Annotated in this window: 13 protein-coding genes; 2 read left to right on the top strand and 11 right to left on the bottom strand. The window is 48.3% G+C overall.

The annotated features are described in order from the left end of the window. The first annotated feature begins 121 nt into the window (after window positions 1–121). Both ECHVI_RS08185 and ECHVI_RS08180 read left to right on the top strand, forming a co-directional pair. Window positions 122–1,069, top strand: a complete 948-nt coding sequence (locus ECHVI_RS08185; protein WP_015265498.1) for a helix-turn-helix domain-containing protein — start codon at window positions 122–124, stop codon at window positions 1,067–1,069. Further along, window positions 1,056–1,697: a hypothetical protein gene (locus ECHVI_RS08180; RefSeq protein WP_015265497.1), complete on the top strand. Its 642-nt coding sequence runs from the start codon at window positions 1,056–1,058 to the stop codon at window positions 1,695–1,697. The genes ECHVI_RS08185 and ECHVI_RS08180 overlap by 14 nt, the downstream gene beginning before the upstream one ends. Window positions 1,698–2,187: 490 nt before the next feature. Here ECHVI_RS08180 and galB read toward each other — a convergent pair whose 3' ends face one another. From galB to ECHVI_RS23845, 11 genes are all read right to left on the bottom strand, one after another. Further along, on the bottom strand, window positions 2,188–4,617 hold the full coding sequence (galB, locus tag ECHVI_RS08175; RefSeq protein ID WP_041738430.1) for a beta-galactosidase GalB: 2,430 nt from the start codon (window positions 4,615–4,617) through the stop codon (window positions 2,188–2,190). 99 nt (window positions 4,618–4,716) lie between these two features. Further along, window positions 4,717–8,250, bottom strand: a complete 3,534-nt coding sequence (locus ECHVI_RS08170) for a malectin domain-containing carbohydrate-binding protein (RefSeq protein ID WP_015265495.1) — start codon at window positions 8,248–8,250, stop codon at window positions 4,717–4,719. Between the two features lie 161 nt (window positions 8,251–8,411). Next, window positions 8,412–11,159, bottom strand: coding sequence for an alpha-d-galacturonidase (locus ECHVI_RS08165; protein ID WP_015265494.1), 2,748 nt, complete (start codon window positions 11,157–11,159; stop codon window positions 8,412–8,414). Window positions 11,160–11,350: 191 nt separating this feature from the next. Next, the gene (locus ECHVI_RS08160; protein WP_015265493.1) at window positions 11,351–12,271 is read right to left on the bottom strand and encodes a sugar phosphate isomerase/epimerase family protein; all 921 of its coding nucleotides are present in this window, start codon (window positions 12,269–12,271) and stop codon (window positions 11,351–11,353) included. Between the two features lie 107 nt (window positions 12,272–12,378). Next, window positions 12,379–13,518, bottom strand: a complete 1,140-nt coding sequence (locus ECHVI_RS08155; protein WP_015265492.1) for a sialidase family protein — start codon at window positions 13,516–13,518, stop codon at window positions 12,379–12,381. 324 nt (window positions 13,519–13,842) lie between these two features. Then, window positions 13,843–15,819 (bottom strand): alpha-L-arabinofuranosidase C-terminal domain-containing protein, encoded by a 1,977-nt coding sequence (locus ECHVI_RS08150; RefSeq protein WP_015265491.1) that lies wholly within the window; start codon window positions 15,817–15,819, stop codon window positions 13,843–13,845. 329 nt (window positions 15,820–16,148) lie between these two features. Next, window positions 16,149–17,462 carry a rhamnogalacturonan acetylesterase gene (locus ECHVI_RS08145; protein ID WP_015265490.1) on the bottom strand — a complete coding sequence of 438 codons (1,314 nt, stop codon included), beginning with the start codon at window positions 17,460–17,462 and terminating at the stop codon, window positions 16,149–16,151. Between the two features lie 223 nt (window positions 17,463–17,685). After that, a complete protein-coding gene (locus tag ECHVI_RS08140) occupies window positions 17,686–20,406 on the bottom strand; it encodes an exo-rhamnogalacturonan lyase family protein (protein ID WP_015265488.1) in 2,721 nt (906 codons plus the stop codon). A gap of 237 nt (window positions 20,407–20,643) precedes the next feature. Next, window positions 20,644–21,360 (bottom strand): DUF6250 domain-containing protein, encoded by a 717-nt coding sequence (locus ECHVI_RS08135; protein WP_015265486.1) that lies wholly within the window; start codon window positions 21,358–21,360, stop codon window positions 20,644–20,646. A 61-nt stretch (window positions 21,361–21,421) separates the two neighbouring features. Continuing rightward, window positions 21,422–22,720 carry a DUF4861 domain-containing protein gene (locus ECHVI_RS08130; RefSeq protein ID WP_015265485.1) on the bottom strand — a complete coding sequence of 433 codons (1,299 nt, stop codon included), beginning with the start codon at window positions 22,718–22,720 and terminating at the stop codon, window positions 21,422–21,424. Window positions 22,721–23,036: 316 nt separating this feature from the next. Next, window positions 23,037–24,920: a rhamnogalacturonan lyase gene (locus ECHVI_RS23845; protein WP_015265484.1), complete on the bottom strand. Its 1,884-nt coding sequence runs from the start codon at window positions 24,918–24,920 to the stop codon at window positions 23,037–23,039.

Here is a 24,920-nt window from a genome sequence, read left to right as displayed (position 1 = left end):
AAACCAAAACCGAATAAAAATTAAAACAACGGTCGATTTTATAAAAAGGTCGTTATATTAGTACTTTATTGCGCAAAACACCCAAAAATCAGTCAAAATCATCATCAATCAACCCAAAACCATGACCGAACGTAGCGCTACTACCTCACCCAAATTTAAGGCTGGAGAATCAGGCATGTGGTACCATGAGGAAAACCCCGGCCCCATCGCCTCCCTCCCGTTTATCAACCAATTTGGCAGCATGAAATTCTCTAAAGTCCGGATGGACGAAAACATGCGCCCACACCTGAACGACGGAATTGAAATCCACTTTATTGAAAGTGGCAAATACGACTGGGTCATCGAAAACAGGTCTGTGGAACTGCTGCCGGACGACTTATCCATCACGGCCCCATGGCACTGGAACGGTAGCCCCGCAGGTAAAATGGACATGGGCCAGATCAATTGGCTGATCATTAAGCCCGAAGCCTTTTCCCCCGGAGCACCATTGCAGCTGGGCAACTGGTCGAAGTTATCATCTGGATTTCAAGAAGAGCTGGGCAATATGATTGCCGCTGAAAAAGGCATGGTGCTCAAAAAAGCCCGTGTGTTCAAAAAGTATTTTGCCGAATTAAAGGATGAACTGCTCCATCAGCGGGAAGGATATGAAAGGATCATCGCCAATCTAATCGAAAATCTATTGATTGAACTGTACCGGGACCTCAAGCACCGGAAATTAAAGATCGATGAAGATGATCATTTTATCGAACAATTGACCTCTATGGTCCAACATGACCTGACCAAAAAATGGATCGTCGACGATATGGCCAGCCATTTCGGAATGGGTAAAACCAAGTTTACCGATGAGGTAAAACGCCTCACGGGATATCCTCCAAACAGTTTTATCATCAACCTCAAAATAGAAAAGGCCAAAGCCCAAATCCTCGACCCGAAAGGCATGGACCTGTCAGACATCGCTTATCATTGTGGATTCTCCTCTTTACAGCATTTCACCACTACCTTTTCCCACCGCACCGGCATCACTCCCGGCAAATACCAAAGTCAGTCAAAAAAGCATGAGTCTCCCTAATGCCTTTAAAAAAGGAAATAGCATAAAAATCACGGGAATTATTGGCTTGGCTACCGTGCTACTTCTGCTCACAGCACTATTGATCTTTGGAAATTTAAACAACGACTTTAGTTTTTTTAAGGACTATATCAGCACCCTGGGTGCCAAAGGGGCTCCCTTCGCTTTAGGTTGGAATATTTGTGGGTTTGCCTTGGTCGGGATCGGGTTAGTAGGCTTTGGGTTCATGTATGGCCTTCTGTTAAAGGATAAAATTGTGGCGTTTTGCCTATCCCTGTTTGGAGTAGGATATGCGTTTACCGCCATACCAATGGATATGGAATTGGTCAATAGCGCTGTTTCCAAAGCTCATATCCTTGCCATTTGCATAGGTTTAGCCGCTTGGTTAACAGCATTATCCCGAATAGGCTTTAACACATCCATTAAAAAGACCATTCGACATCGGGCCAATACCATAGCCTTATTGCTTTTGGCTTCCATGATAGGCTATGTGGCAGGCCTATGGTCCATGCCCCTTACCCACCGGTTGGTTTTTGGTTTGGTCTTTGGCTGGACCACCATCACTTCTATAGGTCTTTTAACAGCATCGAGAGCCAATGACACTGCTGAAAGGAACACCACGGGTAAATAAAAACATTAGCTCATACGCCCAAGGAAATGGCTTTTAACCCGATGAAGTTATTTAATTTAGGCAAGCGCTCAGGCTGACATCTTTCTACTAATAGTTTAAAGCGATTTCCCTGCTCAGACCCCAATGAATCCTGGATCAAGCAGAAAAGATGGGGGGGGGTAGCCTATTTCGATGGGTAAATATGTTCTTCGCCACCTTTGGTTGCTATTTGGCCACGGATGAACGCTGATAAACACAGCTAGGATGCTTAAGGCGTTGCAAATCCGAGGTATGGTGTATGATGTAAACTCGAAAGTTAGCCCCACGGCACATTCATAGCCATGGGTGAAGCCCATGGTAAATTACCCCATTCAACTTTTTCCGTATTAGCGGTGTGCAATTTTCTTTCATAAGAACATGTCGAAAATCATCCCCCCAAAAATATTGCTTGATCCGAAATCCTTAATGGAAGAAAATTTCCAACTTTAACACACACCTTTACGCTTCTCCATCAATCCACCGTCTCCAAGACAATCTCCCCTGGCTGGAGATGCTCTGAAGTGGCCCGAATGGAAATCTCGCCTGCCTCTCTGGCGGACTGGACGATCAACAAGCACTTTCCTTTAAAAGCTTTGCGATAATTTGCCTTAAACGGTTCCAAGCTGGCCTGATAGCCATTGTCTACCCCCATAATCTTCCCCTCTCCCTGAATTTCAAAATTGACCATATTATCTGCATTGGGCACGATATTTCCGTCCATATCGCAAATGCTCACCGTGATAAACGAAAGGTCCTTTCCATCCGCTTTGATGGTTTTCCGATCGGGTGAAAGGGTTACTTTTTGGGCATCACCTGCAGTAGTCACCTTCTTCTCTGCCACTTTCTTCCCGTCCTTACGGGCTACCGCCTTCAGCGTTCCCGGCTCAAAAGGAGTACGCCACATGACATGCAGGTCGTCCCCCTCTTTTTGCTTGATTCCTAACGATTCTCCGTTCAGGAACAATTCCACTTCATCGGCTTGGTTATAATAAGCCCATACGTCCACCTCTTGGCCAGCTTCCCAGTTCCAATGCGGAAATACGTGCAGCACCGTATCAGCTGTCCATTCACTTTGATACATGTAGTAGGCATCCTTGGGAAATCCTGCCAAATCCACGATACCGAAATAGGAACTCCTTGCTGGATAAGGGTAAGGAATTGGCTCGCCCAAGTAATCAAAGCCTGTCCAAACAAACAATCCAGCCATAAAATCTTGGTCCTTGATGGATTTCCAGGTCTCTTCATGCGTACTGCCCCAATAGGCCGAAACTTGGTCATAGGCCGAAACGGTCAAATCTTCATTTCCTGTTTCCAAAGGCTTGTCATGGGCCTGAGGCCACCGCATGATGGTATCCGATGGCAAGTCATAATGTCCACGGGTCGCCAACGCAGACATGTTTTCCGTGGCAATCAGCTTTTCCCCGGGATACCATTTTGGAAAGTTTTTATGGTCTTTGTGCTTGTAATTAAAGCCCAGCAAGTCCAGTGCTTTTGATTGATAAATAAAGTTCTTTGAGGGAATATTCTCGGTCAACGCACAGGTCACCACCCGCGTCGTATCCAGTTCTTTTACGATCCTTACCAGTTCCTTGGTAATGCTGATGCCCGTGCTGTCAAACTGCTCTCGGATCTCATTGCCAATGCTCCACATCATGATGGACGGATGGTTTCTATCCCGCAAGATCAAATCCTCCAAATCCCTGCGGTGCCATTGGTCCCAAAACAAATGACTATCGGCATCCACTTTTTTCTTTTTCCACACGTCAAAAGCCTCGTCCTGTACGATGAAGCCCATCTCATCACATAGCTGCAACAGCTCTGGTGCTGGGGGATTGTGCGCGGTCCTGATGGCATTGACGCCCATTTCCTTCAGGATTTCCAGTCGCCGCTCAATCGCCCGTTTATTGACTGCTGCTCCCAAGGCACCCAGGTCATGGTGATTACAAACGCCCAAGATCTTCATCCGCTTCCCGTTAAGGGAAAAACCTTTTTGGGCATCAAAATTAAAATACCGAATCCCCAGGGGGGTCACATAGTCATCCATTAATTGCATCCCTGCATATACCTGTGTCACCACCTGATACAAATAAGGCTCGTCAGTGGACCATAGTTTGGGTGAAGGTACGGTAAAACGCTGGGTGACGTCAGTACTTTCACCTTTGCCGAGTACCAACGGTTGCTCCTCCTCCGTGACCGCTTCACCATCTGCATCCAAAATGGTCGATCGCACCGTTAACTTCCGCTCATTGAAGCCGTCATTCTTGACCATTACTTCTAAGTTTACCACAGCAGAAGAATCCGTGATTTCCGGCGTGGTGACATAGGTTCCCCAATGCTCCACATGAACTTTTCCGGTGCGGATAAGGCGCACATTTCGGTAAATTCCCGAGCCAGTATACCAACGGGAGTTGGGCTGTTCGGAATTGTCCACACGCACGGCCAAAACATTTACCTTGTCGCCATAATTCAAATGTTCCCCTAGGTCATACTTGAAAGAACTGTAACCGTTTGGCCGTTTTCCTAGGCGGTGACCATTGATCCAGACCTCTCCATTGCGATACACCCCGTCAAACTCAATCCAAATGCTTTGCTCCTTTGCTTCAGTGGGCAACTTAAAGGCCTTCCTGTACCACCCGATTCCTGCTGGCAGGGCTCCCCCTTCTGGCTTGGTCGGGTGATCTTCACTGAAATCCCCTTCGATGCTCCAATCATGCGGAAGGTTCAGTTCCCGCCAATTGGACACATCAAAGTCCTCACTGATCGCATTGGGATGGTCTCCCAACTGAAAGCGCCAACCATAATTAAAGTCAATGACTTGCCTTTCCTTGTCTTCAGAAGAAGCACAATTCCAACTGACCACTGCCAGGGAAAACACAAGGATAAAACTCAGGAATTTTTGCATGGTATTTATTATTTGGCCTTTAACCGTCCCATTAAAGTTATAGGTAAAATAGGACACTCACTGCATTTTTTTAAGGTTTTGCTCGTTATTCATTTCATTTTATTGAAATTCCACCCGGTCCAACCATAAGCCGTCAAGTCCTTCTCCAGAAAGGGTAATGGTATATTTGCCGGCATTCAGCTGCCCGCCGGAAGTGGTGTTCAGGATTTTCCATTTGACATCTGCCACAGGAAATGCGATCACATCATCCCGCATGACCACCCCATTGGCCGCCGTAATGCGCAGTCGCACCTTTTTCGGATCATCGCCATTGTTCATGTACCTAAATCGAATCAAAAAAGTCCCTGCCAACCCTGGATTAACCTCCCAGGAGAAGCTATTGTCTTTTTCAAAGGCGATATAGTCACTTTTCTTAAAGTTTCCAGTGGTAAAACTTCCGTCGACTTGGGCCGATTCTGCTTCCAGTGCCTCCACCGGACGCTGCTCCTCTCCATCTCCCATCTCATATGCTGGCACCAGCACCAAGGTGTACATGGATGCTTCGCCTTCCGATACCGCTCCATTTTCTCCAAAATCAACCTCCTCTCCGCTTTTCAATGCTTTTTCGTACACGTGGAAGTGCGTTCCTTGGCCATTAGCAGCTAGCTGATCTGTCCGTTCAAATCCCGCCATCCAATCAGGCAGCACTGTCACGGCACTGTCCATGAGCACGTATAACGTAGCACTTTCCAACGCTTGGAAGGTACCTGAAACGCTTTGGGCATCCGTGGGAAACCTCACCCAATCAGCACCATACAAATTGTAAGGCAATTGGCTAAAAGCAATCTCCTTGTCGGCATATTGAGGCTGGCCGGTATCCAGCCACGACTGTACACTCGCCCCTTTTTGGCTTGATTGGAAGTTGGTGATGGTCTTCGGGGATGGAGGTGCCGGGTGGATGCCGCCTTCCTTAGTGGCAATGGCAATGGCGGAAATCACCGCTTGGCCGGCCGTGATTTTGGGAAAGCTAACGGTCAATAAACCATCCTTTGCACTTCCCTTCACCACCTTCTTCATGGCTTGATCATGCCCCTCCAACTGCCAAATATCCACATTCCGCAACACCGTATCGCCACTGATGGCTACATCAAAATCACGCCAACCTGCTGCTTCCAAGCTCCCTCCGGTACCGTACCAAGGCTCGACAAAATAGAGCTCGACCAAATACTCGCCATCTGGTAATGGAAATGCATACCGCAACTTGTGTTTGCCATATCGGAATGTCTGGAGCAGTCCCCAGTCTGCCACACCTCCGATAGGATCAAAGGTCCTTCGCTGACTGGCATAATAAGCCGGCAAATCCTCAAAATCATCCGTCCATGATAACGACCCCCAGCTATTTTTATCTTTGCGCTGTACATCAGCATGCCAGAATTGTCCATGCTGGTCCGTATAGGCCGGTCCTCCTGCATTTACACGATACAGGTAATGGTACCCGGGGGCTGACTTCAGCATATCGGTCTGGTCTACCAATTGGTCAAAGTCAGGCGCTTCCGGCAAATGGTGCAGCAAGATCATATCCTCTGCCACAACTTCTCCATCGCGATAGCCCACTGCTTTCAGGACGTTATAGCGGATATCCACATCATCCCATTGGAAATTGCTCCCCAAGCCTGGATTTACTTTTTTGCCAAGGGAATGGCCATTAACGCTATTGAACAATTCTACTTCTTCGCAATTGGAAAATACCACTACGCTGTCCTTGATTCCCGGCTCGATCCAGCGGTCTGGCCAAGTATGGCTCACAAGGTACACCATGGGCTCGCTGGTTTCAGGGGCATATTCCGACCGATACATGTAATACGCATCTGTGGGTTCTTCCCAAGGCGTTACCAGCCCTTTATAGTTTACCGGTCCCACACGGTCGATGTCACGGAAGGCTTCTCCATTCTGGATTCTCCCGGGGTTCTCATGGGAATTGAATAGCCAATGGAATTGTCCGGCCAAACTGTCTTTATGTTGTTCCGCCTCTCGGACTTTGATTTGCATAAGTTGGTAAAAACGATCCTCACTATAGGCTCCTTTCTGGTCAAATGGCCCGGTTGTATGCAAATCCAACGTACGCCAAGCCCCATATTCTCCATTCAGAATTTGCTCACTTAGCTCTTCGCCGTACTGCTCTGGTTCACCGCCATAAGTACCGGACCAGTTTTGGATTACATTCCAATCTGTCCCTTCGCCGCCATTGCAGGTGGTCACCAGCCGTTGGGAAGAAGTGGTGGGATCCATTTCCCGGATGATTGCAGTGCATTCTTCCGCAAAGGCCTTCGGGATGGTGCTTTCATTTTGCAATCCCCATAAAACCACTGAAGGGCTGTTGCGCCGCTCTTTCACCCAGTCGCGCAGCAATTTCTTGAAGTTTGCCTTAAACTCGGGGGTATCGTACCAGATATGGGCCGAAAATTGGGTCCAGAAAAGGATTCCATGGCGATCCCAGGCTTCATGGTAGGTAAAATTATGGGGCTGATGAGCATCTCTAAACGCATTAAAACCAGCTGCCAACATCTGCTCCACCCGGGACATGACCTGCTGATCGGTGAAGGCGTGGCTTTGGCCCATCAGGTGCTCGTACTCGCAAATCCCATTGACAAACAAGGGCTTGCCATTGATAAAAAACCGGTGGTCACCATCCTTTCGCCCCGCTGGCCAACTGATCCAACGAATACCATAGGGCGTGCTTATTTTATCCATTAAACGGTCCCCTTCATACACTTCCGTGACCATGCTGTAGAGGTAAGGGTTTGCGGGAGACCAAAGGTTGGGCTGTTCGATGGTAGCAGTGGTCTGAGGAATGGTGTCCAATTGGCCTGCTGCCAATGAAAGTCGACGCTCTTGCCGATCTATTTCCTTTCCATCTGCATCCAGTAGTCGGTTGACCAGTGTGATGTCCTTTGGGGCTTTACCGTAATTCTTTAGTTCTGTGGTCAAATGCAGTTTGGCAGATTTCTCGGATATGGCTTCATCATTCCAGATATGCACCCCAAAAGGTGCTATGCGAACAGGATCAGTCACAACCAAGGTCACCGGCCTAAAGATCCCCATGGGCTGGGAGCCTTCAGAAAAACCCCACTCACCGGAACATCCCCCACACACCCAAGGCAAATCTGCTATCCATGCAGGATGGTCAGCCTTCACCGCAATGGTGTTTTCGGCTCCAAAAGCCAAGGCATCGGTAATATCCAAGGTGAAAGTGGTCCTGCCACCTGCATGCTTGCCCACCAGCTGGCCGTTTACCCACACCGTAGCGTAAGATCCCACTCCTTCAAAAAACAAGAAATGCCGCTTGCCTTCATCCGTGGACGCAGGCTTGAAGGTCTTGCGGTACCAGGCCGCTCCGTGGCGGTTGCCGTGCTTCATTCTTCGGAAGCCTTCGTATTGGTCCCAATTATGCGGCACATCCACTTGTAGCCATTGGGAGTCGTCAAAAGCTGGTTTCTCGAAACCCTTCTCTTCCAAAGGCAATGCACCAGAGGCAATGGTTTTCCAGCCGTGGTTCAAGGAAAGCTCCTTTCGTACTTCCTGGGCATTCCCTATAGCAATAGCACTCCAAAAAAGGAGCAAAAAGAAGGAAATATATGTGCTAATCGTGTTCATCTTGTGATTGTTTTTTGGGGATTACAAATCCCTTTATTGCAGGTTCGGGATGACAAATCCCTAACAGCCAGATTCTTGAAGAACCAGAGAACTGAGCATCTTTCCTCTTGGCGCTTTCATCTAATCTTACTACTTGATACTTGATACTAGTTTCTCGCATCTTAATAAAACACCCAATCCACCGCCACTTTCTGTGCATCCCCGATCAGTCCTACATCACGGGAAACGATTTCTTGATCACCTTTTACCGCCCCCAGAAACAGTACTTTTCCGTCCTGTAGGGTGAGTTCATTTTCGCCGGCTTCAAAATCATACGTGTGAATGTTTACCGGCGGCAAGCCTTCAATCTGAAGGGCATTGGCCAGCTGGACTTCCGCTTCGCCACGCATATTGCCCATGGCATTGGTCTCCAAGGTGGGCGGTGTCAGAAAGTGCTTGTCCCCGGTGTTAAAATACCCCAACACCAGTTTGATCGGCTGGTCGTTGCTAAAGGTGAGGGTGATCCCCTCGTCATCCAGCTTTTCTGATGAGAGCATCCAGCCTTTCAGCTGCTGGAGCTCGGGAGCAAATTGTGCGATCCTACCCGGATCATCGGTAAATACCTTTTGGCCTTCTTTGACCGTGAAGGGAGCTGCTTCCAGTCCCAAGTCCACCGATACGGCTTCCCAAGGCGTCACCTCAACCTTTGGGCGCTGGCCATCTTTGGTGTCCTGTAACAGTGCGATATTCCTTTTGAAGCTGGCCAACTCCTTTTCATAATGGGGAAGTAATTCTTTCCAATGTTTGTTTTGGCCTTCATCTCCTCCAATCGGGATCCGACGCATGGAGGTTTGCATGCTATTGGCATAGTGGTAGGCATCCTCGGTCAATGCCACCAACTCGCGGTAATGAACGACACTTTTTTCCAAGTGTGGAAGGGCCGCTTCCAAGTCTGCCACATCACCCGAATACTTAAACTCCAACACCTTCATGGCCGCTTTTACCTTTTCCGAAAAAAACTCGGCAAAGGAATGGTAACTGTACACATCATTCTGCAGCCGGAGAAACTCATCCTTATTCGCTTTCACTGCTGGAGCCGCCGCCTCTATGGCTTCCACAGCCTTTCTTCCGTGCTCCACCACCTCCGCAATGAGTTGCGGCGGAATCTCCCCTTCATGTGGAATGCCCTTGTGCTCTTTTTCAGCATATTCGATCAGGATTTCTCCCAGTGGCCCACAGGAAGAATGAAAGCCCGGATATACCCGCCATTTGTAAGGATTGACCAATTGGCTCCCAAACATTCCCAAAAGGAGGGTTTGACGGTTTCCTTCCGTGATCCCAAATTTCCGCAAAAGCTTTGGCGCTATTTCCCCGGTTTCCTCATAAGCTGTCAGGATTTGCCTGCCTGCCTCCTCATGGGTACCATATTCCTTTCCCAGCACTTCACTCCAATAAGCCACTTCATCGGCTCGGTCTCGCCGGCAATTCCAGGCATAGCGTCCCCAAGCCTTGTACCACATCCAATCCCGGTCGATCTGTAGCAGTCGCTCGCCACTTACAGTTTTATCCGCCGTATAAGGCCAGTCCCAATAGGAGGCTTGCGGATAAAGATGAAGGGCATTGGCACCGTGGACGTCGTGCATGGCCTGCACGCTCTTCTGGATAAAATCCGGTGAGCCATAGCGGAAAGGCTCCAAATTGGCCAGGATGTGTACATTGGAAATATGGATGTTGCCTTTGGAGCTCAAGCTTTTGTGGATGTCGGTCCATGGCCCCCTTGGCTGATAGGTGGTGAGGGATTCACCATTGTACTTATGGGTAGTGTAAAGGTTTTTATAGTGCGGCAATGCTTTCTCCATGACCAGTGGAGCATTGGTATCGTGCGCCCTTAAAATAATCGGCGGCTCATCGGTCCTGCCCAATGCCTTCAGCCCGTCTTTTACACCGGGAATGATCGTTTCGGTAAACCATTGCACGTCATTTTCCTCCCCAGACATGGCCTCTCCCAGTGCTACCAACAGGCCCACATTCGGATACTTTTCTATAAAAGCCGCAATGGACTTTTGGGTATAATCGGCTATGTAAGGGATGATTGGACGGTTGCGGTCTTGGGTTTTGATGTCATAGTGCTCCGCAAAAGGTTTGGATACGATGATGTTATAAAACATTTGGATCACCCAAATACCCCGTTTATCGGCTTCCTCGGTGATAAACCGAAACATTTCTTCGTTCTTCTGGAAGGTCTCTTCGTCCACTTCCACAGCAAAAGGGTAATCCTCCAGCTTCACCAAGGAAGCAAAAGGATGGCCATTCCACAGGTACAAGGAATTCATCCGGTTTTCCACCAGCATGTCCAGATAATCTATCCAGAGGTCCTTGTCATAAAACCAAGGGAAATTCTCGGGCGTATAGGGATACTCATAGACCCCACGGCCAGGCAAATAGGAGGTCTTCTGAAGACCAATGCACGCCCCACGAAGCACCATTTCTGGCCCATCGCTCAGTTGCTGGTGAAAATCAATCGCTCCTCTTTCGTTCAACTGATCCACCAGCGCTAGGGCACCATAAAGTGCACCGGACGGGTCCGCCCCTTCTACCAACAGCGTGTTTTCATCAGCACTCCTGATCTGAAAAGCTTCTTTCCCCGCCACTTCCAATTCGGACGCATCCCAAGCATGTCCCTCCTTCCACTGGCGCACAGCCGGGTCATGCTGTTCCCCGATGACAATGATCTTGCCCTCGGGAGTTGTTGCCCCAAGCTTGCTCTGCTGCAAGTCGTAAACATCCGAGGTCTTCAGCGCTTCGGCGAGTTTCTCTGCGCCAAAGACGACCCTTTTGGAAGCATTTTCGGAAGTGAGGATCGTGATTTTTTCCGGCTGTTGGCATGCCAATAGGGAAAGCAATAGGAAAACAGGAGCTAGTAATTTCATTTCAGTTGGATTTTGGGTTTTGGGGGCTTACAAGTCCCCTGTATGAGGAGTTCCTGATTGCACCCTTCGACAGGCTCAGAACAGGAATCAGGAACAGCCAAACCTAAGATTATTATTTACAAATCAGGAACAACATCGGTGTACATCGCCACAATATTATCGATAGCTTTATACGCCAAATATTGTATATATCAGCCTTGGAACACGGACTTCAAATAGGCCACATTACCGCCATAGTTTGCACGGACGTTGTGGACGTCATCTGTGTCGCGGGAACGTTCAATGATCAGCCAACCTCCCCAGCCCAACTTGTCCAAGGTGTCCTTGATGGCGGGCATATCCAGTGCCGGATCATTTTCGATCAGCTCTCCATCGGTATTCGAACAGTGGATTTGGGCAATACGGTCTGCCCCGAGGATTTTCAGTTCACTGGGAATATCTTTGCCATTTTTGATGGCATTGGCAAAATTAAAGCAAATTTTTACGCCTGGAGAATCCACTTCCTGCAGCAGGGCTACTTCCCCTTCGGCATCCAATGCCGTTTCTACGGCAATAACGCCCCCAATTTCCTGCGCTTTGGCACCGGCCATTTTAAGCCTTTCCACAATGGCCGGTCGGAGTTCGGGATGCTTTACCAAATCACCAGGAACACCTAGCGGCAAATAGGCTACATTCACGCCCATTCCTTTCATGGTATCTACCGTATCCTGCACCATTTGGGGCACAGTGGGACGCTCCGCGAAGGATTGCGCATAAAAGCCTGACATGGCAATGGAGCTGATGCCCACGCCCTGCTTCTTGGCTTCTGCCAAAAATTCCTGCCTTACCGCTGGATCACCTAACTTACTGTCAAAGGTATCCCGATTGCCCAGTCCTCCCATGTCCAGCTCAATACCGTCGGCATTGATTTCATTGGCCAGGGCAAAGGCACTTAGTTTTTGGCGTTTCAGAATCATCCAATCACAAACGGCTATTTTATACCGCTCTTTTCCTGTCACAGCCATTCCGCGGCTGGAAGAGCAGGCTGAAAGTGCTTGACCTGACCACACCCCAGCACCAATGACGGCCAGGGATTTGATAAAATTTCTTCTATTATGGGATGTATTGTTCACGGGTTATCGTTGGTTAATGGGATGATTTTAAAATTGTAAAATTGGAAGATTGAAAGATTGAGAGATTGTGCCACTTCCATCTCTTTTCTTGCTTCTTTGCCCTATCCTTACTCCGCAGCCGCTTCTTCCACCGCGGTGTTTTCTTTTGGAAGTTTTGGCCATTGCCCATCTTTGATGGGCAGGGAAGTCAATTTGCTGGGATCGATTTTTACGTACTTGATCCGCTCACGCCTCCACGTATATACAATGTGCACCATGCCATCAGCTGACTGGATGACCGATGGATACGAATATTGGCTGATTTCGGAATCCTCCAAGATCAATGACGCATTCCAGTGGATGCCATCGTCAGACAAGGAAACATTTAGGGGTGTTCTGGGGCCTTTGGCTTTTTCTCCTGGAGGCAGCACATGGTTGTACACCAAAAGGTGCCGGCCATCCTGTAGGGTTACCGCATCGGTTCCGGAGTTGTTGTTAGGCAAATTTGACTTCTCCATAGGGCTCCATGTTTTTCCATAGTCTTCCGACCAAGAAGTGCCAATGGCCCTATTGCGCGTTCTGGCAAGGATCTGAAGTTTGCCGTTTCCATGGTCCAGGACACTGGGCTGAATGGCGTTGATATCGTCCTCTCCTCTGGCGATCGGCCCTACATTCTCCCAAGTCTCACCAAAATCCGGTGTCACTTCAAAATGGATGTTCCAGCCATTACCTTCCGTACTGGAAGGAGCAATCAACGCTCCATTATCCAAAAGCACAGGCTTGTTTTTGACCGGGCCAATGGCACTGTCGGGAAGTGCCTTGGGCGCCGACCATGTATGGCCTCCATCAGCGGAGGTGATCAGCATGCCCCACCATTGGGAAGGATGCGGCCCTACTTTGTAATAGAGCTGAAGGTCCCCGTCAGGCACCTGATACAGCACCGGATTCCATGTAGGATAGCGTAGGGTATCATTGATCACACCATTGGCGACTTCCACGGATTCGGTCCACTTCCCATCCTTTCGGTGACTGACCCAAATGCCCACATCTGGATTTCGCTCATGGGTTCCACCAAACCAAGCCGCCACCAGTCCTTCTGGTGTTTCTGCGATGGTAGCGGCATGACAGGATGGGTATGGAGCTTCTTCATAGATAAACTCATCCACCACTATGCCGTCTCTCCATGTCTCTTTTTGCTTTTCTCCTGCACAGGAAAACAATATTGGCAATGCACACAGGCAATATATCCACAGGTATTTCTTGTTCATGATAGGTATTTCTTTTGGGTTAATAATCCAACAATAAACGGGGATATCCCCAGATTCAAGAACAAGTTAGAAAGATCAAGCAAAGACGCTATCCTGTACCTTCCCGTCAAACAGTCTACGGAATGCTTCTAAAAATGAATCCCGATACCTCCACCATTCCTCGTACACTTTTCCTCATCTGTAATCCTACACTATCCCTCGTATGCAACGAGGAATCTACAAACTCGGCATTTGTAATAGGTGGGCTATATTTGGGCATAAAAAAAGCAACCAACACCCCTAAAACGAGGGGTATTGGCTGCCTTCATCAGTTAGTGTTACTATTTACTTAATTTTCACTTTTCCGACATTCACAGACTGGCCTTGAAGGGTCAGTTCGATGGTCTTCTTTTTGACCTCAAAAGATTTCGTCTTTGGGCTCACTGCCGTAGGATTATCCAGGGAATTATACGCTTCCAAGTCCCTATCGGCCATTTCCAGCCAAGTGCCTTTACCGTTACCTTTATATTTCCCGTCAAGGGCAATGGTGATCTTCTTCGCCTCAGGGGCGATGTTGACCACCTTAAAGATCAACTCATTCGTCGTTTCATCGATGGTAGCAGAAGCGTACAGTCCGTCTTCCCCTGCCAAGCTTTCTCCTTCAGCCGTAATGGGTACTACTGCGGTACCAGGGTTGGTAGAAAATAATTTCTGCACATGATAATTGGTGGTACCGTAAGAACGTAAATTGTCAAACCAGATCAAATCCGGATTCCACTGCCAGCCATCCACATGCGCAAACAACGGAGCATAGGATGCCAATCGAACGATATCTGCATTTCGTTCCAATCCCGTCATAAACGCTGCTTCGGACATGGCAGCCTCCCAATTGTTTCGCTTGAAATCTTCACTTACTGTAGTACTGTGGGCAGCATATTCACCGGCAAAAACTTTGGGTCCGTTACGGTCATAATCGTCGTATCTTCGAGCATTTTCCCGGAACCAGGACGGTGGACGGTAGTAATGTTCATCCACCAATTCGGCGTCCATCTTTTTCAGCTCGCCCCAAAGGTATTCAAACTCTCTTCCATCAGGGAAAGGACCTGATGTGGAAACAATGGTTATTTCTGGATAAGCGGCCTTAATGGCTTTCTCAAAAATCTTTGCACGTTCGATGTACTGGGGACCCCAGTTTTCGTTGCCCACACCGATGAACTTAAGATCAAACGGTTCTGGATGCCCCATTTCTGCCCGCTTGGAACCCCATTCGCTGTCCACAGGACCATTGGCAAACTCAATCAAATCAAGGGCATCGTTCACATATTGGTCCAAGGCGCCGATCGGCACCTGCTCTCCCGTATTGAATTGACAAGCCAAGCCACAACTTAAAATCGGCAATGGCTCAGCACCAATTTCCTCGGAAAGCTGGAAGTACTCAAAAAAACCTATTCCAAATGATTGGTAGTAATCAGGTGTGGTACGGTGGGCAAATTCAATGTTCCATCGATTCTTCATCACTTCCCGGTCTTCCATTTCACCAATCGTTTTTTTCCATTGGTAACGGTTTTCCAAGTCAAATCCCTCTACGATACACCCACCTGGAAAACGCAAAAAGCCGGGGTTCATGTCGGCCAAAAGCTGTACCAAATCTTTTCTCAGGCCTCTTTTACGTCCTTTCCAGGTATCTTCAGGGAACATACTGATCATGTCCACATCCAATTCTCCTTCGCCTTCCAGCAAAAACTGGAAGTTGACACCGTCAAGCGTTTGACCAGCCGTCATGACAATTTCATATTCGGCCCATTGATCGCTAAAATCGCTTACCGACCCTTCGCCGATCACTTGATCCTCATCGAGCAGCTTGGCAGTGACGGTAAGGTTATGGCCCTTGGCAACTTTGGCCAAAAACGTCAGGGTATACTTCAGCCCTTCTTTTACCGCTATCCCGCGGAAGCCTTGATTGTGAAGACCAAAGTTGCCCGCTTCATTGAGCCGTTGCATCCGCAGGTATTTGTGGTTCACTCCTGCTGCTTCATGGTTTTGGTTAAAGACATAGCCCTTTGCCCCATGATCTTCCACACGATTCCACCCCATCATGGGATTTTCAAATTCAAAGGAGTAATTTTTAATCATTTCGGCATAGAGCCCTCCATCTGCGGCAAAATTGATATCCTCAAAAAACAGGCCCCACATGGTCGGGGCGATATCAGCGGTCTTTTCGTTAAGCGCTACTTTTAATGCGGTAGGTTCATCTTGGGCTTGGGCAATGAATGGCAATAGTGCCATGGCTACCCCAAGCATCAGGGGTCTAAATTTCTTCATGGGTTTAGGTTATGATTAGAATTCACTTAATGCTGCTGTTACTAGTGGTAACTAACGGATTCTAATATAAGAAAAAATAATTAAATGTTTTTTATACACTTAAAATAGATTTCAGATTTTATACGCTAGAAAGGACACTACACTATTCCTCGTTTGCAACGAGGAATTTACGAACACGGCATTTATAATGCCGGTCAGCGCACGCGTGCGTGCATTGCAAATGCACAGCTCGATAGTGACTCGTTGTAAACGCGCGGCTATATCTCTTTCCTCTTTATTCTTTATTCTTTATTCTTTACTCTTTTATCTATCATCATGCTACTTGCAACTCAATTCCCGTCCGGTTTGATCACCGAAACATTAGGACTAAGTGGCCAATAAAAATCTTCAAACCGCGGGGGATGGGCCGGATCGAAAGTTGGAATATCTTTCTTTAGGTATTTTTTGAGTTTTAAATCGGTTTTTCTCAGACCTTCCACGACACATCGTGCCAACTGGTAGGCTCCGTAAGTACTAAAGTGGGTATTATCTGCAAAATCCTCCATCTGCCCTTTAAAGGTTCCCGCAGGAAAGTGGACAAAGGCCTTTTTGGATGCTTCCACACCCCAAGCTTCATAAAGCGTCTTACTCATGGCATTCAAATCGATCAGGGCAATTCCATCTTCTTGGGCCAATTGGCGCATGGCTTCAGGGTACTCCTCCAAGGTATTGATGATTTTACCGTCCTCATCAAACCTCCTCCGGTGCATGGAAGTCACCAACACCGGAATGCCTCCTTTAGCTTCTGCAGCGGCCACATATTCACGGATCATTTCCTGATAGGTCGTAAAGGGCTCCACATGGCTCCCTCCCGGCTTTTGGTCGTTGTGTGCAAATTCGATAAAGAGGTAATCCCCTGGCTTCATCATACTGAGTACATTCTCCAACCTCCTCGCTCCTTTAAAGGCCTTTAGGGTCTCTCCTGATTCCGCATGGTTGGCAATGACTACTTTACCAGGCTTGAAAAACACAGGAAACATCTGACCCCAAGCGGCCCAAGGTTCATTGGCCTGGTCCACGACGGTGCTGTTTCCGGCTAAAAAGACCGTTGGGGCAGAAGTATTTGGGGTAATTTCGACCGATGCTACACAGGGTGCCTCTCCGTTAAATTCGATCGTCAGCTGATGATCCCAATGAAAGTATTCCAGTTCACGGGATTTTAGCCTGACTTTTTTATCGGTACCGGCAATTTCGGGATAGCGGACATGCACCGAAAACTGTTTCTTTTGCTGCTTTCCGGCTTTTGTGTCCGTCTTATCTACCATTAATCGGCGATTTTCTACACGAATGGTCGTCGAAGATGGAGCCTCTGAGCCTCCCAATATCACCTTCACATCATAATTACCTTCTGGGACATCCACCGTAAAAAAGAAAGGGCTATCGCTGGAAATCAAATCTCCTGTTAGCGCATTTCCTCCTCTGCTCACGGCTTTTGGAGATTTCCCCTCCAAAAAGCCATAGCCTCTCGCAGCATCGTAAGCCATGGAGGGCAGCACCTGTTCATATCCCTTGGCCACTGGACCATTGCCGAAATCAAATTTATAGGATTGTCCACGTAAAGCCGAAGTGGATAATATCAAAAGCAAAAGGAGAAAACTACGCATCAAGAAGTTCTGTTTTAACATTGACTAGATTACCACAAAAGTAACGGTCATAGACGTAAAAACTGTACGTTGCTGTACGGGTGGCTTTGAAAGCTCTCGTTTGTGGTAGAATCTCGTAAGCCTCAAAAACATGCTCGACTATTCCTCGTTTGCAACGAGGAATAGTCGAATTACAAATGCACATTTTCGAAAGCCCTCATTACAAACGAGGGCTATTTAATAGCTATTCCTTCAATTGATCACCGATCAAGCCAAGGCATTGGATCGCAGCCAAGCCCCATTGGGCGGTGGCATTGGTAGAGATATATCCCTCTTCTACAGGATGCAGGACTTCGGCACCTTTCACCTCATAGATTTTTGGCTTTCCGAAACGGTATCCTGCGGCACCGCCAAAAAACTCTTTCCAAGCCCTTTCTGCCAAAGCAGCATCGTCGGTCTGTTTGGCTGCATAGGCGGTCAGCCGGCTATGCCCTTGCCCCAAGTTGAGCTTGCCGAGGGCATTGCCCAGCGCCTTCTCTTGCTCCTCATCAGTAGCATTATAAAGGGTGCAATATTGTAGCCACGCAGCTTTAAACTCCGGCATATCGATGTTTTCAATCAACTCTGCACAGATTTCCATCAGGCCAAAAACAGCACTTAAATGCGAAGCCCCGGCACGTTGACGCTCTTGGATCTCAAATACTCCTGTCCGCAAGTCCATTCGACTGCCTCCCGTAAAAAATCCTTTTGGCTGTGCAGCGATGGTGCGCATGCTGTTCGTCAACTTTTCCTTCATCTCTTTACTGCCCGTTCGCTCCCACTCTGTCAGCCAAGCTGCTGCGATGGCACTATAATCGGTACCAAAACCTGCATATACGTGGTGGGGATCATCTTCAGTCTCCCACTCAGATTTGCGGCTTACTTTTCTGGTAGGCGGGATTTCTTTCAAGGTAGCCACAGCATTGATCTGCTCACGCATCAGGTCACCGACCCGCTCATCTCCGGTAAGGAAATAATAGAAGCGCCTATTGGCAGCCGTGGATATCCGCAGCTGCTTGGCACTACAGCCCCAGTGCATTACATTATGACGACTGCCCAGCGGTGCAAACTTACCCAAATGGTGGACGTCCACTTCTCCTGTATGGCGGGTCATGGCCTCTGCCATACGGTAAACATCTGCCCTGCCTGTACGGAGAAAATAATACCACAACCATAGGTCTGTGGACAGCTCCGAATTGTCCCAGGCAAAGCCTCCGACATCATAGCGCCAAGTATGCCGGTCAAAATCGTAGCTGTGCATTACATCGCCATAATCCCAAAAGCCATACCAGCGGTGGTCATCGATTTGGCCTTTGTAAAACTCAAAATAGTCATTCAGATAGGCTTCGATTTTTGATTTGGTGGGCGTACTGGTGTCCGGCAGGTCCCAAATTTTTCCAAACACCCCCACCTGGTGAAGGTATTCCGGCGAGGCCATAAGCTGCGGGGGAGTTTCCACCCCATTGGCCAAAGCACTAAAGGCCTCGTGGCTCGGGGTCTTATCTAAAATCCATAGCTGCATCTCACTGGTCCTGGCCACTCCTTTGGCTGTTCCGAATCCCGGCTCGTAATCTTCATAGGTGATGTTAAGCGCATCCAACTGCTTTTCATAGGTGTCTTGGCCCATACCGTCATGATAAAACCGCAGATCCATGGCCGGTGCATCGGGAGCCCATAACCACATGGTCACTTCTGCGCGATCAGTCTCGGCATTTCGGATGTCCAGCTGGGCCGGGTAGCTCTGCCAGAAATTCCGGATGCCAAAGGCCACTCCCCCAGCAGGACCACCAATATAGCCTGTCCCCCTGCTGCGATCGCCAAAGCCTGATTTTAACCAAGCATGACCCGATGCTGTCCGCTTTCTGATCGAAAAGGCGTCGGAACTGGTTTGTGACAACGTATAATCGCCAAAAGCAGGAATATAATGCAACCTAGATCGAACACTATCAGGAAAACTGCTTTCAGGAGGGGTCTTTTCTCCTTTGATTTGTGCTTGGCGAACGGCTTCACCAGCATCTCTCCTCAATCCCGTCAGTCCCCGAACGGCTTCTCCAAAAACCCCTTCTCCTTTGCCTGCAAACCGAACGTGACGGTCGTACAATTCATCCTCCATGGGCACCTCGAAGCGTACGCCCAAGCCTTTTATGAAATCTTTTTCCTCATCCCCATCATAGATAATCGTATGCATGGTGCGGATATTGGCTTCTCCTGCATAAAAATAAAAACGGATCACAAACGGCAACCAAGCCTCCTCGCCGGAAGTATGGTGCTTTCCTTCTACTTTGATGACGGCCCGCACCGAACCGTCTTGCTCCACCGTCACTTGGTTGATTTCTCCTTCAAATAACGCGGTAGCAATCTGTTCGACTTCGCCTAGGATCCCATTCTGCTTTAAAAGCACTAACCTTCCGTTCTTGAGGCTCTCCCGGCCATTTCGAGTGACACTTTTAAGCAAAGCACTGCCACTTTTGCCCACTGTGCATTGGATAACACCTGTATCTACTTTTATGGATGCAGAAGTCTCTTCTACTGATATTTCCTTCTCCGGGCGAACCCCTTTTCCAGGCATCAGCTTCCAATTGCCTTTCATATCCGTCGGCTGCGAAATGGCCAGACCGGCCCATTTGATGGACCCGTCTGGCCAGTAGGCCAATGGCCAACTCTGCACTGGAATTTGCTTGCCAGTATCATCAGCCATAAAAAATTCTGATTTCTTCAGCTGTCCTTTTGGCCAAGGGACACCTAAGGTCACCCCTCCAAAACGAGTATTTTTCGGATCTTCCAGCCAGCTAAGGTCGACAGGGGATTGGACACTGATTTTGCCCCCATCAAAGGCTGAAGCCAGCTGGGGAGCCATATAAAGCCCACCTGAAAACAAGGCAGATCGCTTTACGAAATTTCTTCGGGAAAGGGAATAGTCGTTCATTGCGTTGGGTTATTTGGTTTTATGGTAATTATTGAAAGATTGGAAAATTGTTTAATGTCGGATGTTCGAAGTTGGTGGCTGAGCGGAGCCGAACCTGATGGCTGAGCGGAGCCGAACTTGGTGGCTGAGCGGAGCCGAAGCCAGCTCAACATTAAGCATCCCGCGTCACAGACAGCGAAACAACACGCTCAAGTCCTACCTTTTTTTTTGATACTTCATCGCCATTTATCTCAAGGCTCATATCTCAAGACTAATCACCCTCAACTCATCAATTTCGTGTCTTGACCAAGTGGACCTGAAACCAAAGTAACCTTCTTCAAGTGGGGTCTCATCGGTATATTCAAAGAATTTTTCGCCATCCACCCAGTAGCTGACCACTCCGTCTTCTACTTTGATGTTAATGGTATACCAATGGTTGGGCTTGAGCAAATGTGCCTCATCGTCAAGGTCAAAAAGCAAGGTCTTTACACCATTCCCTTGGTATTCTCGAAAGCGGGTGGTTCCATTATAATTGCCTCCAAATCCTACATAATACATGCTCAGGGAATCATACTCCTCAAATTTGCCAGTCCGTGTAAACAAGTTCTCCTGGCGGGGATCTGTGGCCATCCAAAACTGGTTGAGATCGGATAAGCGATCATTGGGACCATCAGCCACGACGACCTGTCTTTTGTAGGTGATTTCAATATTCCCTTTCAGCTTTTGGTTCAGCCAAACCGTCACCCCTCCTTTGGTGTCCAGCACCAGTTTTCCATCTTTTACGCTGACAGACGAATTGGGCAAGTCATCCATTTCTACTTTCCAGCGCGCGCTGTCCAATGGCGTGGAGAAGTCTTCTGCAGCCAACACTTTATTCGACGCTGCCACTTCCGAAGCCGTTGTTTTGTTACTTTCGGAACTTCCACAGGAAGCCAAAAATGCTCCTGTGATGAATATTAAAAATAATCGCTCCATTATATGATATTTTTGAGGGGAGGCTGAACAATGCCCCCCATCTTCAATAATGCTTACTTTCTCATTCTCCGTTTGCTTCCCAGTTCACCGCAACCTTAGCGCTCAGCTGCTGTACGAGGTTGGTAATGTAACCGGTAAAATATTCCCTATCGGTAAATTGCTCATCAGAAAGCTCCCATCCTGCTGCGGCAAAATACTCGACCGGTTGGCCATTTTCTACGGCCAATTTTGCCAAATAGGTTTTGGAAAGTGGCCCCTCCTCTGGAGCTTCCGTATAGCCTTCATATACTGCTTTTGGCAGGATCAAGGCCATGCCGAGCCACCATTCCTTTTCATAGCTTTGCTGATCATGGGTCAGCAATACGACCCATTCGTCATTGACTTCTATCTCACTGATTTCACGGTCATTATTGATATTGACCAGTCCCACCAACAAGGTCTCGTCACCCTGAAGGCCTTCTACGGAAACGGCATTTTTATAAGCATACATGCCCGGCCAGATGGTGCTGACTTCTTGGACATCATAGCTGCGTTCATGCGTCTGCCAATTGTTATAATTGTACTGAATCACAGAGCGTACAGGGCCTTCCTTTACTATTTGAAATACACTCTCCTCCACATTATTGACGGCATCGTTTACCGTAACCCCCAATCTGGCAGGCTCACCATCAATCATCAGGGCTACGCCACCAAGGCCTACGGAATTGCCCACAGCCAATATATCGCGGCCCCAATCGTGCATGACGTGATAATTATCTTCGACCGCTCCTTCACTGCTGATGCCTACATCTTCAGGACTCATGGCCGATGTCTTTTTGCCAAACAGGTCCTTGGCATTCCGACCGTCAAAATAGTGGCGAAAACCTACCTTATCGTTTTCCCAAGTGGGGCCATCCGTTTGGTAAGGCTGATAGCCCACGCTTTTGGGCAGTCCGTCAGCAGGCAGTGTATCACCCATTGCCGGATGAAGAGGAATGTCCGCCCCTTCACGCTTACCAAAGCGAACACTGGTGCGTGGGGCAAATTCAGGTGCTTCTTCAGCCCAGCCTACTGTATAGGTTTTGGTATCATTTGCCGCAAGGTCAGTCACAAAAAACAATTCATCCCACTTCCCATCACCGTCCGTATCGTCCCATTGGGTAGCAATGGTATCTCCTGCTGAAATGACCAAGGGCAGTTTGCCGGAATGTCCTTCCAAGTCAGGGAAATCGCCCCTTTTGAGCGTTACTGGCTTATCTGTCAATGCCAGCGCTGCTTGATTGGTAACGGTAAACTGTAACGGTTTTTCCTCTTTTGTTTCCGGGCTACAGGCACATGCCAAGAAAACTGCCGATCCAACTAACCAAAAAGAATGCTTCATGATGTGTATTTTTTAATATTACGGTTTCAAAGTAAGTAAAAACACTGACGAAACTCTTCTGGTCTGTCATGGTCGGTTTTGAATTTGAAGCTTTTTAGAATTGAAAGATTTTAACATTGGAAGACTGGGGATTTCTCCGGTAGACAGGCCAGAAATAGTTCACTTGAGTCAGAGACTCTAAACTTGCCAGTGCTGGGGCTCCGCCCCAGCACCACCAAGCAAGATTGAAAGATTACATCTGTCTTTCTTCTTTTATCTTTACTCTTTTGTCTTTACTCTTTTATCTATCATCTTGCTACTTAATACTTGATACTTGTCACTTGCTACTTATCTGCGGCTTTGGAGGCTTGGTCATGCCTGCTCCTAGGTAAAATCCAGTATGTGCCGGCTGATTGTACCCCACATTTTGCCATGCAATGCTAAGGCGATAAACAGGATCGTGCATCAAGGTATACAAGCGGTATTCCGTAGGAATGGTAGTGCTAAAAATCCTTAATTCACGGCCGTCTGCCGTTCTGCCGATCAGCTCTTCTCGCCAGTCACCAAAAATATCTGCACACAAGGCGGGGTTGGATTTTGTGCCGTTGTTTTTGGCCATGTTATAATTTTCACCGGTAAAAATCCTTTCTGATCGCTCTGCTTCAAAGTCCCACTTGTCAATGTCCACACCGTTAAGGATTTCCCTGAGCAAATCACCATCCCACCAAATGCCCATGTTACAGGAACGGGGCTTACGCTCGGAAATCATCTCTCCTTTCACATTCCATAGGCCGTGCAGCCCTTCTCCGGAAGCCCAGCACTCATAGCCTTCGTACCGCGGATCGATGTCAATGGCCAAACCACGGCCCACATCAGGAGAAGGATAAGACCAGATAATTTCGCCCGTGGCCGCATCCCTTAGATTGGCACCATGCTCATGTTTTACATGTTCGTGGATCCCAAAAACCTCCATGCCTGGGCGCTCCGGATCAATGTCCGAAAGATGTAAGGCATCTCCGTGCCCAAGGCCCGTCGTGTAGATCCCGGTACCGTCATCATCGATCGCCATGGCTCCAAATACAACCTCATCCTTGCCGTCTTCATCAATATCTCCGACAGAAAGGCTGTGATAGCCCTGGCCTCCATACGGCTTATGGACAGGATCACCATCTTCACTGTCAAACGTCCACACTTCGGACAATTCCCCATCACGCCAATTCCAAGCCGCCAGCACGGTTCGTGTATAATAGCCTCTGGTCATGATCAGGCTGGGCCGCTCCCCGTCCAGGTAGGCAATACCAGCCAAAAAACGATCCATACGGTTGCCATAGCCATCGCCCCATAGGGACTTGAGTTCTTCAGTAGTGGGATGCAGTTTTCCAGGATGCCTGGGAGGAATATAATCCGTCGTCGCCAAAGCCTTACCGGTCTGGCCGTCAAAAATGGTCAGAAACTCAGGTCCTTCCAGGATATAGCCATCGTCATTGCGCCAATCGGCTTGTGGGTCACCGATGACGGTACCAAGTCCATCAGTGGTACCATCGGCCGTTTTACAGGCCACTTCAGCCTTGCCGTCACCATCCAGGTCATAGACCATAAACTGGGTGTAATGGGCTCCATCTCTGATGTTTTTGCCCAAGTTGATTTCCCAGAGCATCTCCCCTTCCAAGGTATAGGCCTGCAAAATGGGCGGATCTGTCAAGCCCTTGTGGGAATTGTCGTGTGTTTTGCCGGCTTGGTGCAGCACAAGTTCATATTGCCCATCGCCATTGAGGTCCCCTACGGAGGCGTCGTTGGGCATATAGCCTTCCGGGGTTTGGAGGGCTACGGAAAGGTACCCTTGGTTCCAAACGGCAACTGCTTTGGTTCCTTCTTGCTCTTTACCATCAATGATGGCCTTCACTTGATAGGAAACATCCCCACCAGCAGCGGCTTCATCCAAAAAGCTGCTGGCCTTGGTCAATGGAGTGGGATTGAGCTTTTCAGCATCGCCAGAAGCCGAAATCCTATACAGGTTAAAACTGATATCTTCGGGCTCGGTACCGAGTACCCTCCAGCTGACGAAATTCCCCCCTTCTGGAGTTGGCATCGCCACTAGGCCTCTGTCCAAGGCCTCCATCTGCCGTTGGTGCTGGGCAGGAGCTGAAAATGATATACAAGAGAGTGAAAGTAGAACGGCAAGGTTCATCACCTTGCCGTTTTTAAATAAGTTGGTATACAT

The organism is Echinicola vietnamensis DSM 17526 (assembly GCF_000325705.1).
Lineage (GTDB): Bacteria > Bacteroidota > Bacteroidia > Cytophagales > Cyclobacteriaceae > Echinicola > Echinicola vietnamensis.
Note: the sequence above shows the minus strand (reverse complement) of the source record. Positions and strands in the feature narration are given on the sequence as shown.

What these genes read in the sequence shown, in the direction of transcription:
- ECHVI_RS08185 (WP_015265498.1), top strand. Translation starts at nt 122, where the DNA reads ATGACCGAACGTAGCGCTACTACCTCACCCAAATTTAAGGCTGGAGAA.
- ECHVI_RS08180 (WP_015265497.1), top strand. Translation starts at nt 1,056, where the DNA reads ATGAGTCTCCCTAATGCCTTTAAAAAAGGAAATAGCATAAAAATCACG.
- galB (WP_041738430.1), bottom strand. Translation starts at nt 4,617, where the DNA reads ATGCAAAAATTCCTGAGTTTTATCCTTGTGTTTTCCCTGGCAGTGGTC.
- ECHVI_RS08170 (WP_015265495.1), bottom strand. Translation starts at nt 8,250, where the DNA reads ATGAACACGATTAGCACATATATTTCCTTCTTTTTGCTCCTTTTTTGG.
- ECHVI_RS08165 (WP_015265494.1), bottom strand. Translation starts at nt 11,159, where the DNA reads ATGAAATTACTAGCTCCTGTTTTCCTATTGCTTTCCCTATTGGCATGC.
- ECHVI_RS08155 (WP_015265492.1), bottom strand. Translation starts at nt 13,518, where the DNA reads ATGAACAAGAAATACCTGTGGATATATTGCCTGTGTGCATTGCCAATA.
- ECHVI_RS08150 (WP_015265491.1), bottom strand. Translation starts at nt 15,819, where the DNA reads ATGAAGAAATTTAGACCCCTGATGCTTGGGGTAGCCATGGCACTATTG.
- ECHVI_RS08145 (WP_015265490.1), bottom strand. Translation starts at nt 17,462, where the DNA reads ATGCGTAGTTTTCTCCTTTTGCTTTTGATATTATCCACTTCGGCTTTA.
- ECHVI_RS08140 (WP_015265488.1), bottom strand. Translation starts at nt 20,406, where the DNA reads ATGAACGACTATTCCCTTTCCCGAAGAAATTTCGTAAAGCGATCTGCC.
- ECHVI_RS08135 (WP_015265486.1), bottom strand. Translation starts at nt 21,360, where the DNA reads ATGGAGCGATTATTTTTAATATTCATCACAGGAGCATTTTTGGCTTCC.
- ECHVI_RS08130 (WP_015265485.1), bottom strand. Translation starts at nt 22,720, where the DNA reads ATGAAGCATTCTTTTTGGTTAGTTGGATCGGCAGTTTTCTTGGCATGT.
- ECHVI_RS23845 (WP_015265484.1), bottom strand. Translation starts at nt 24,920, where the DNA reads ATGTATACCAACTTATTTAAAAACGGCAAGGTGATGAACCTTGCCGTT.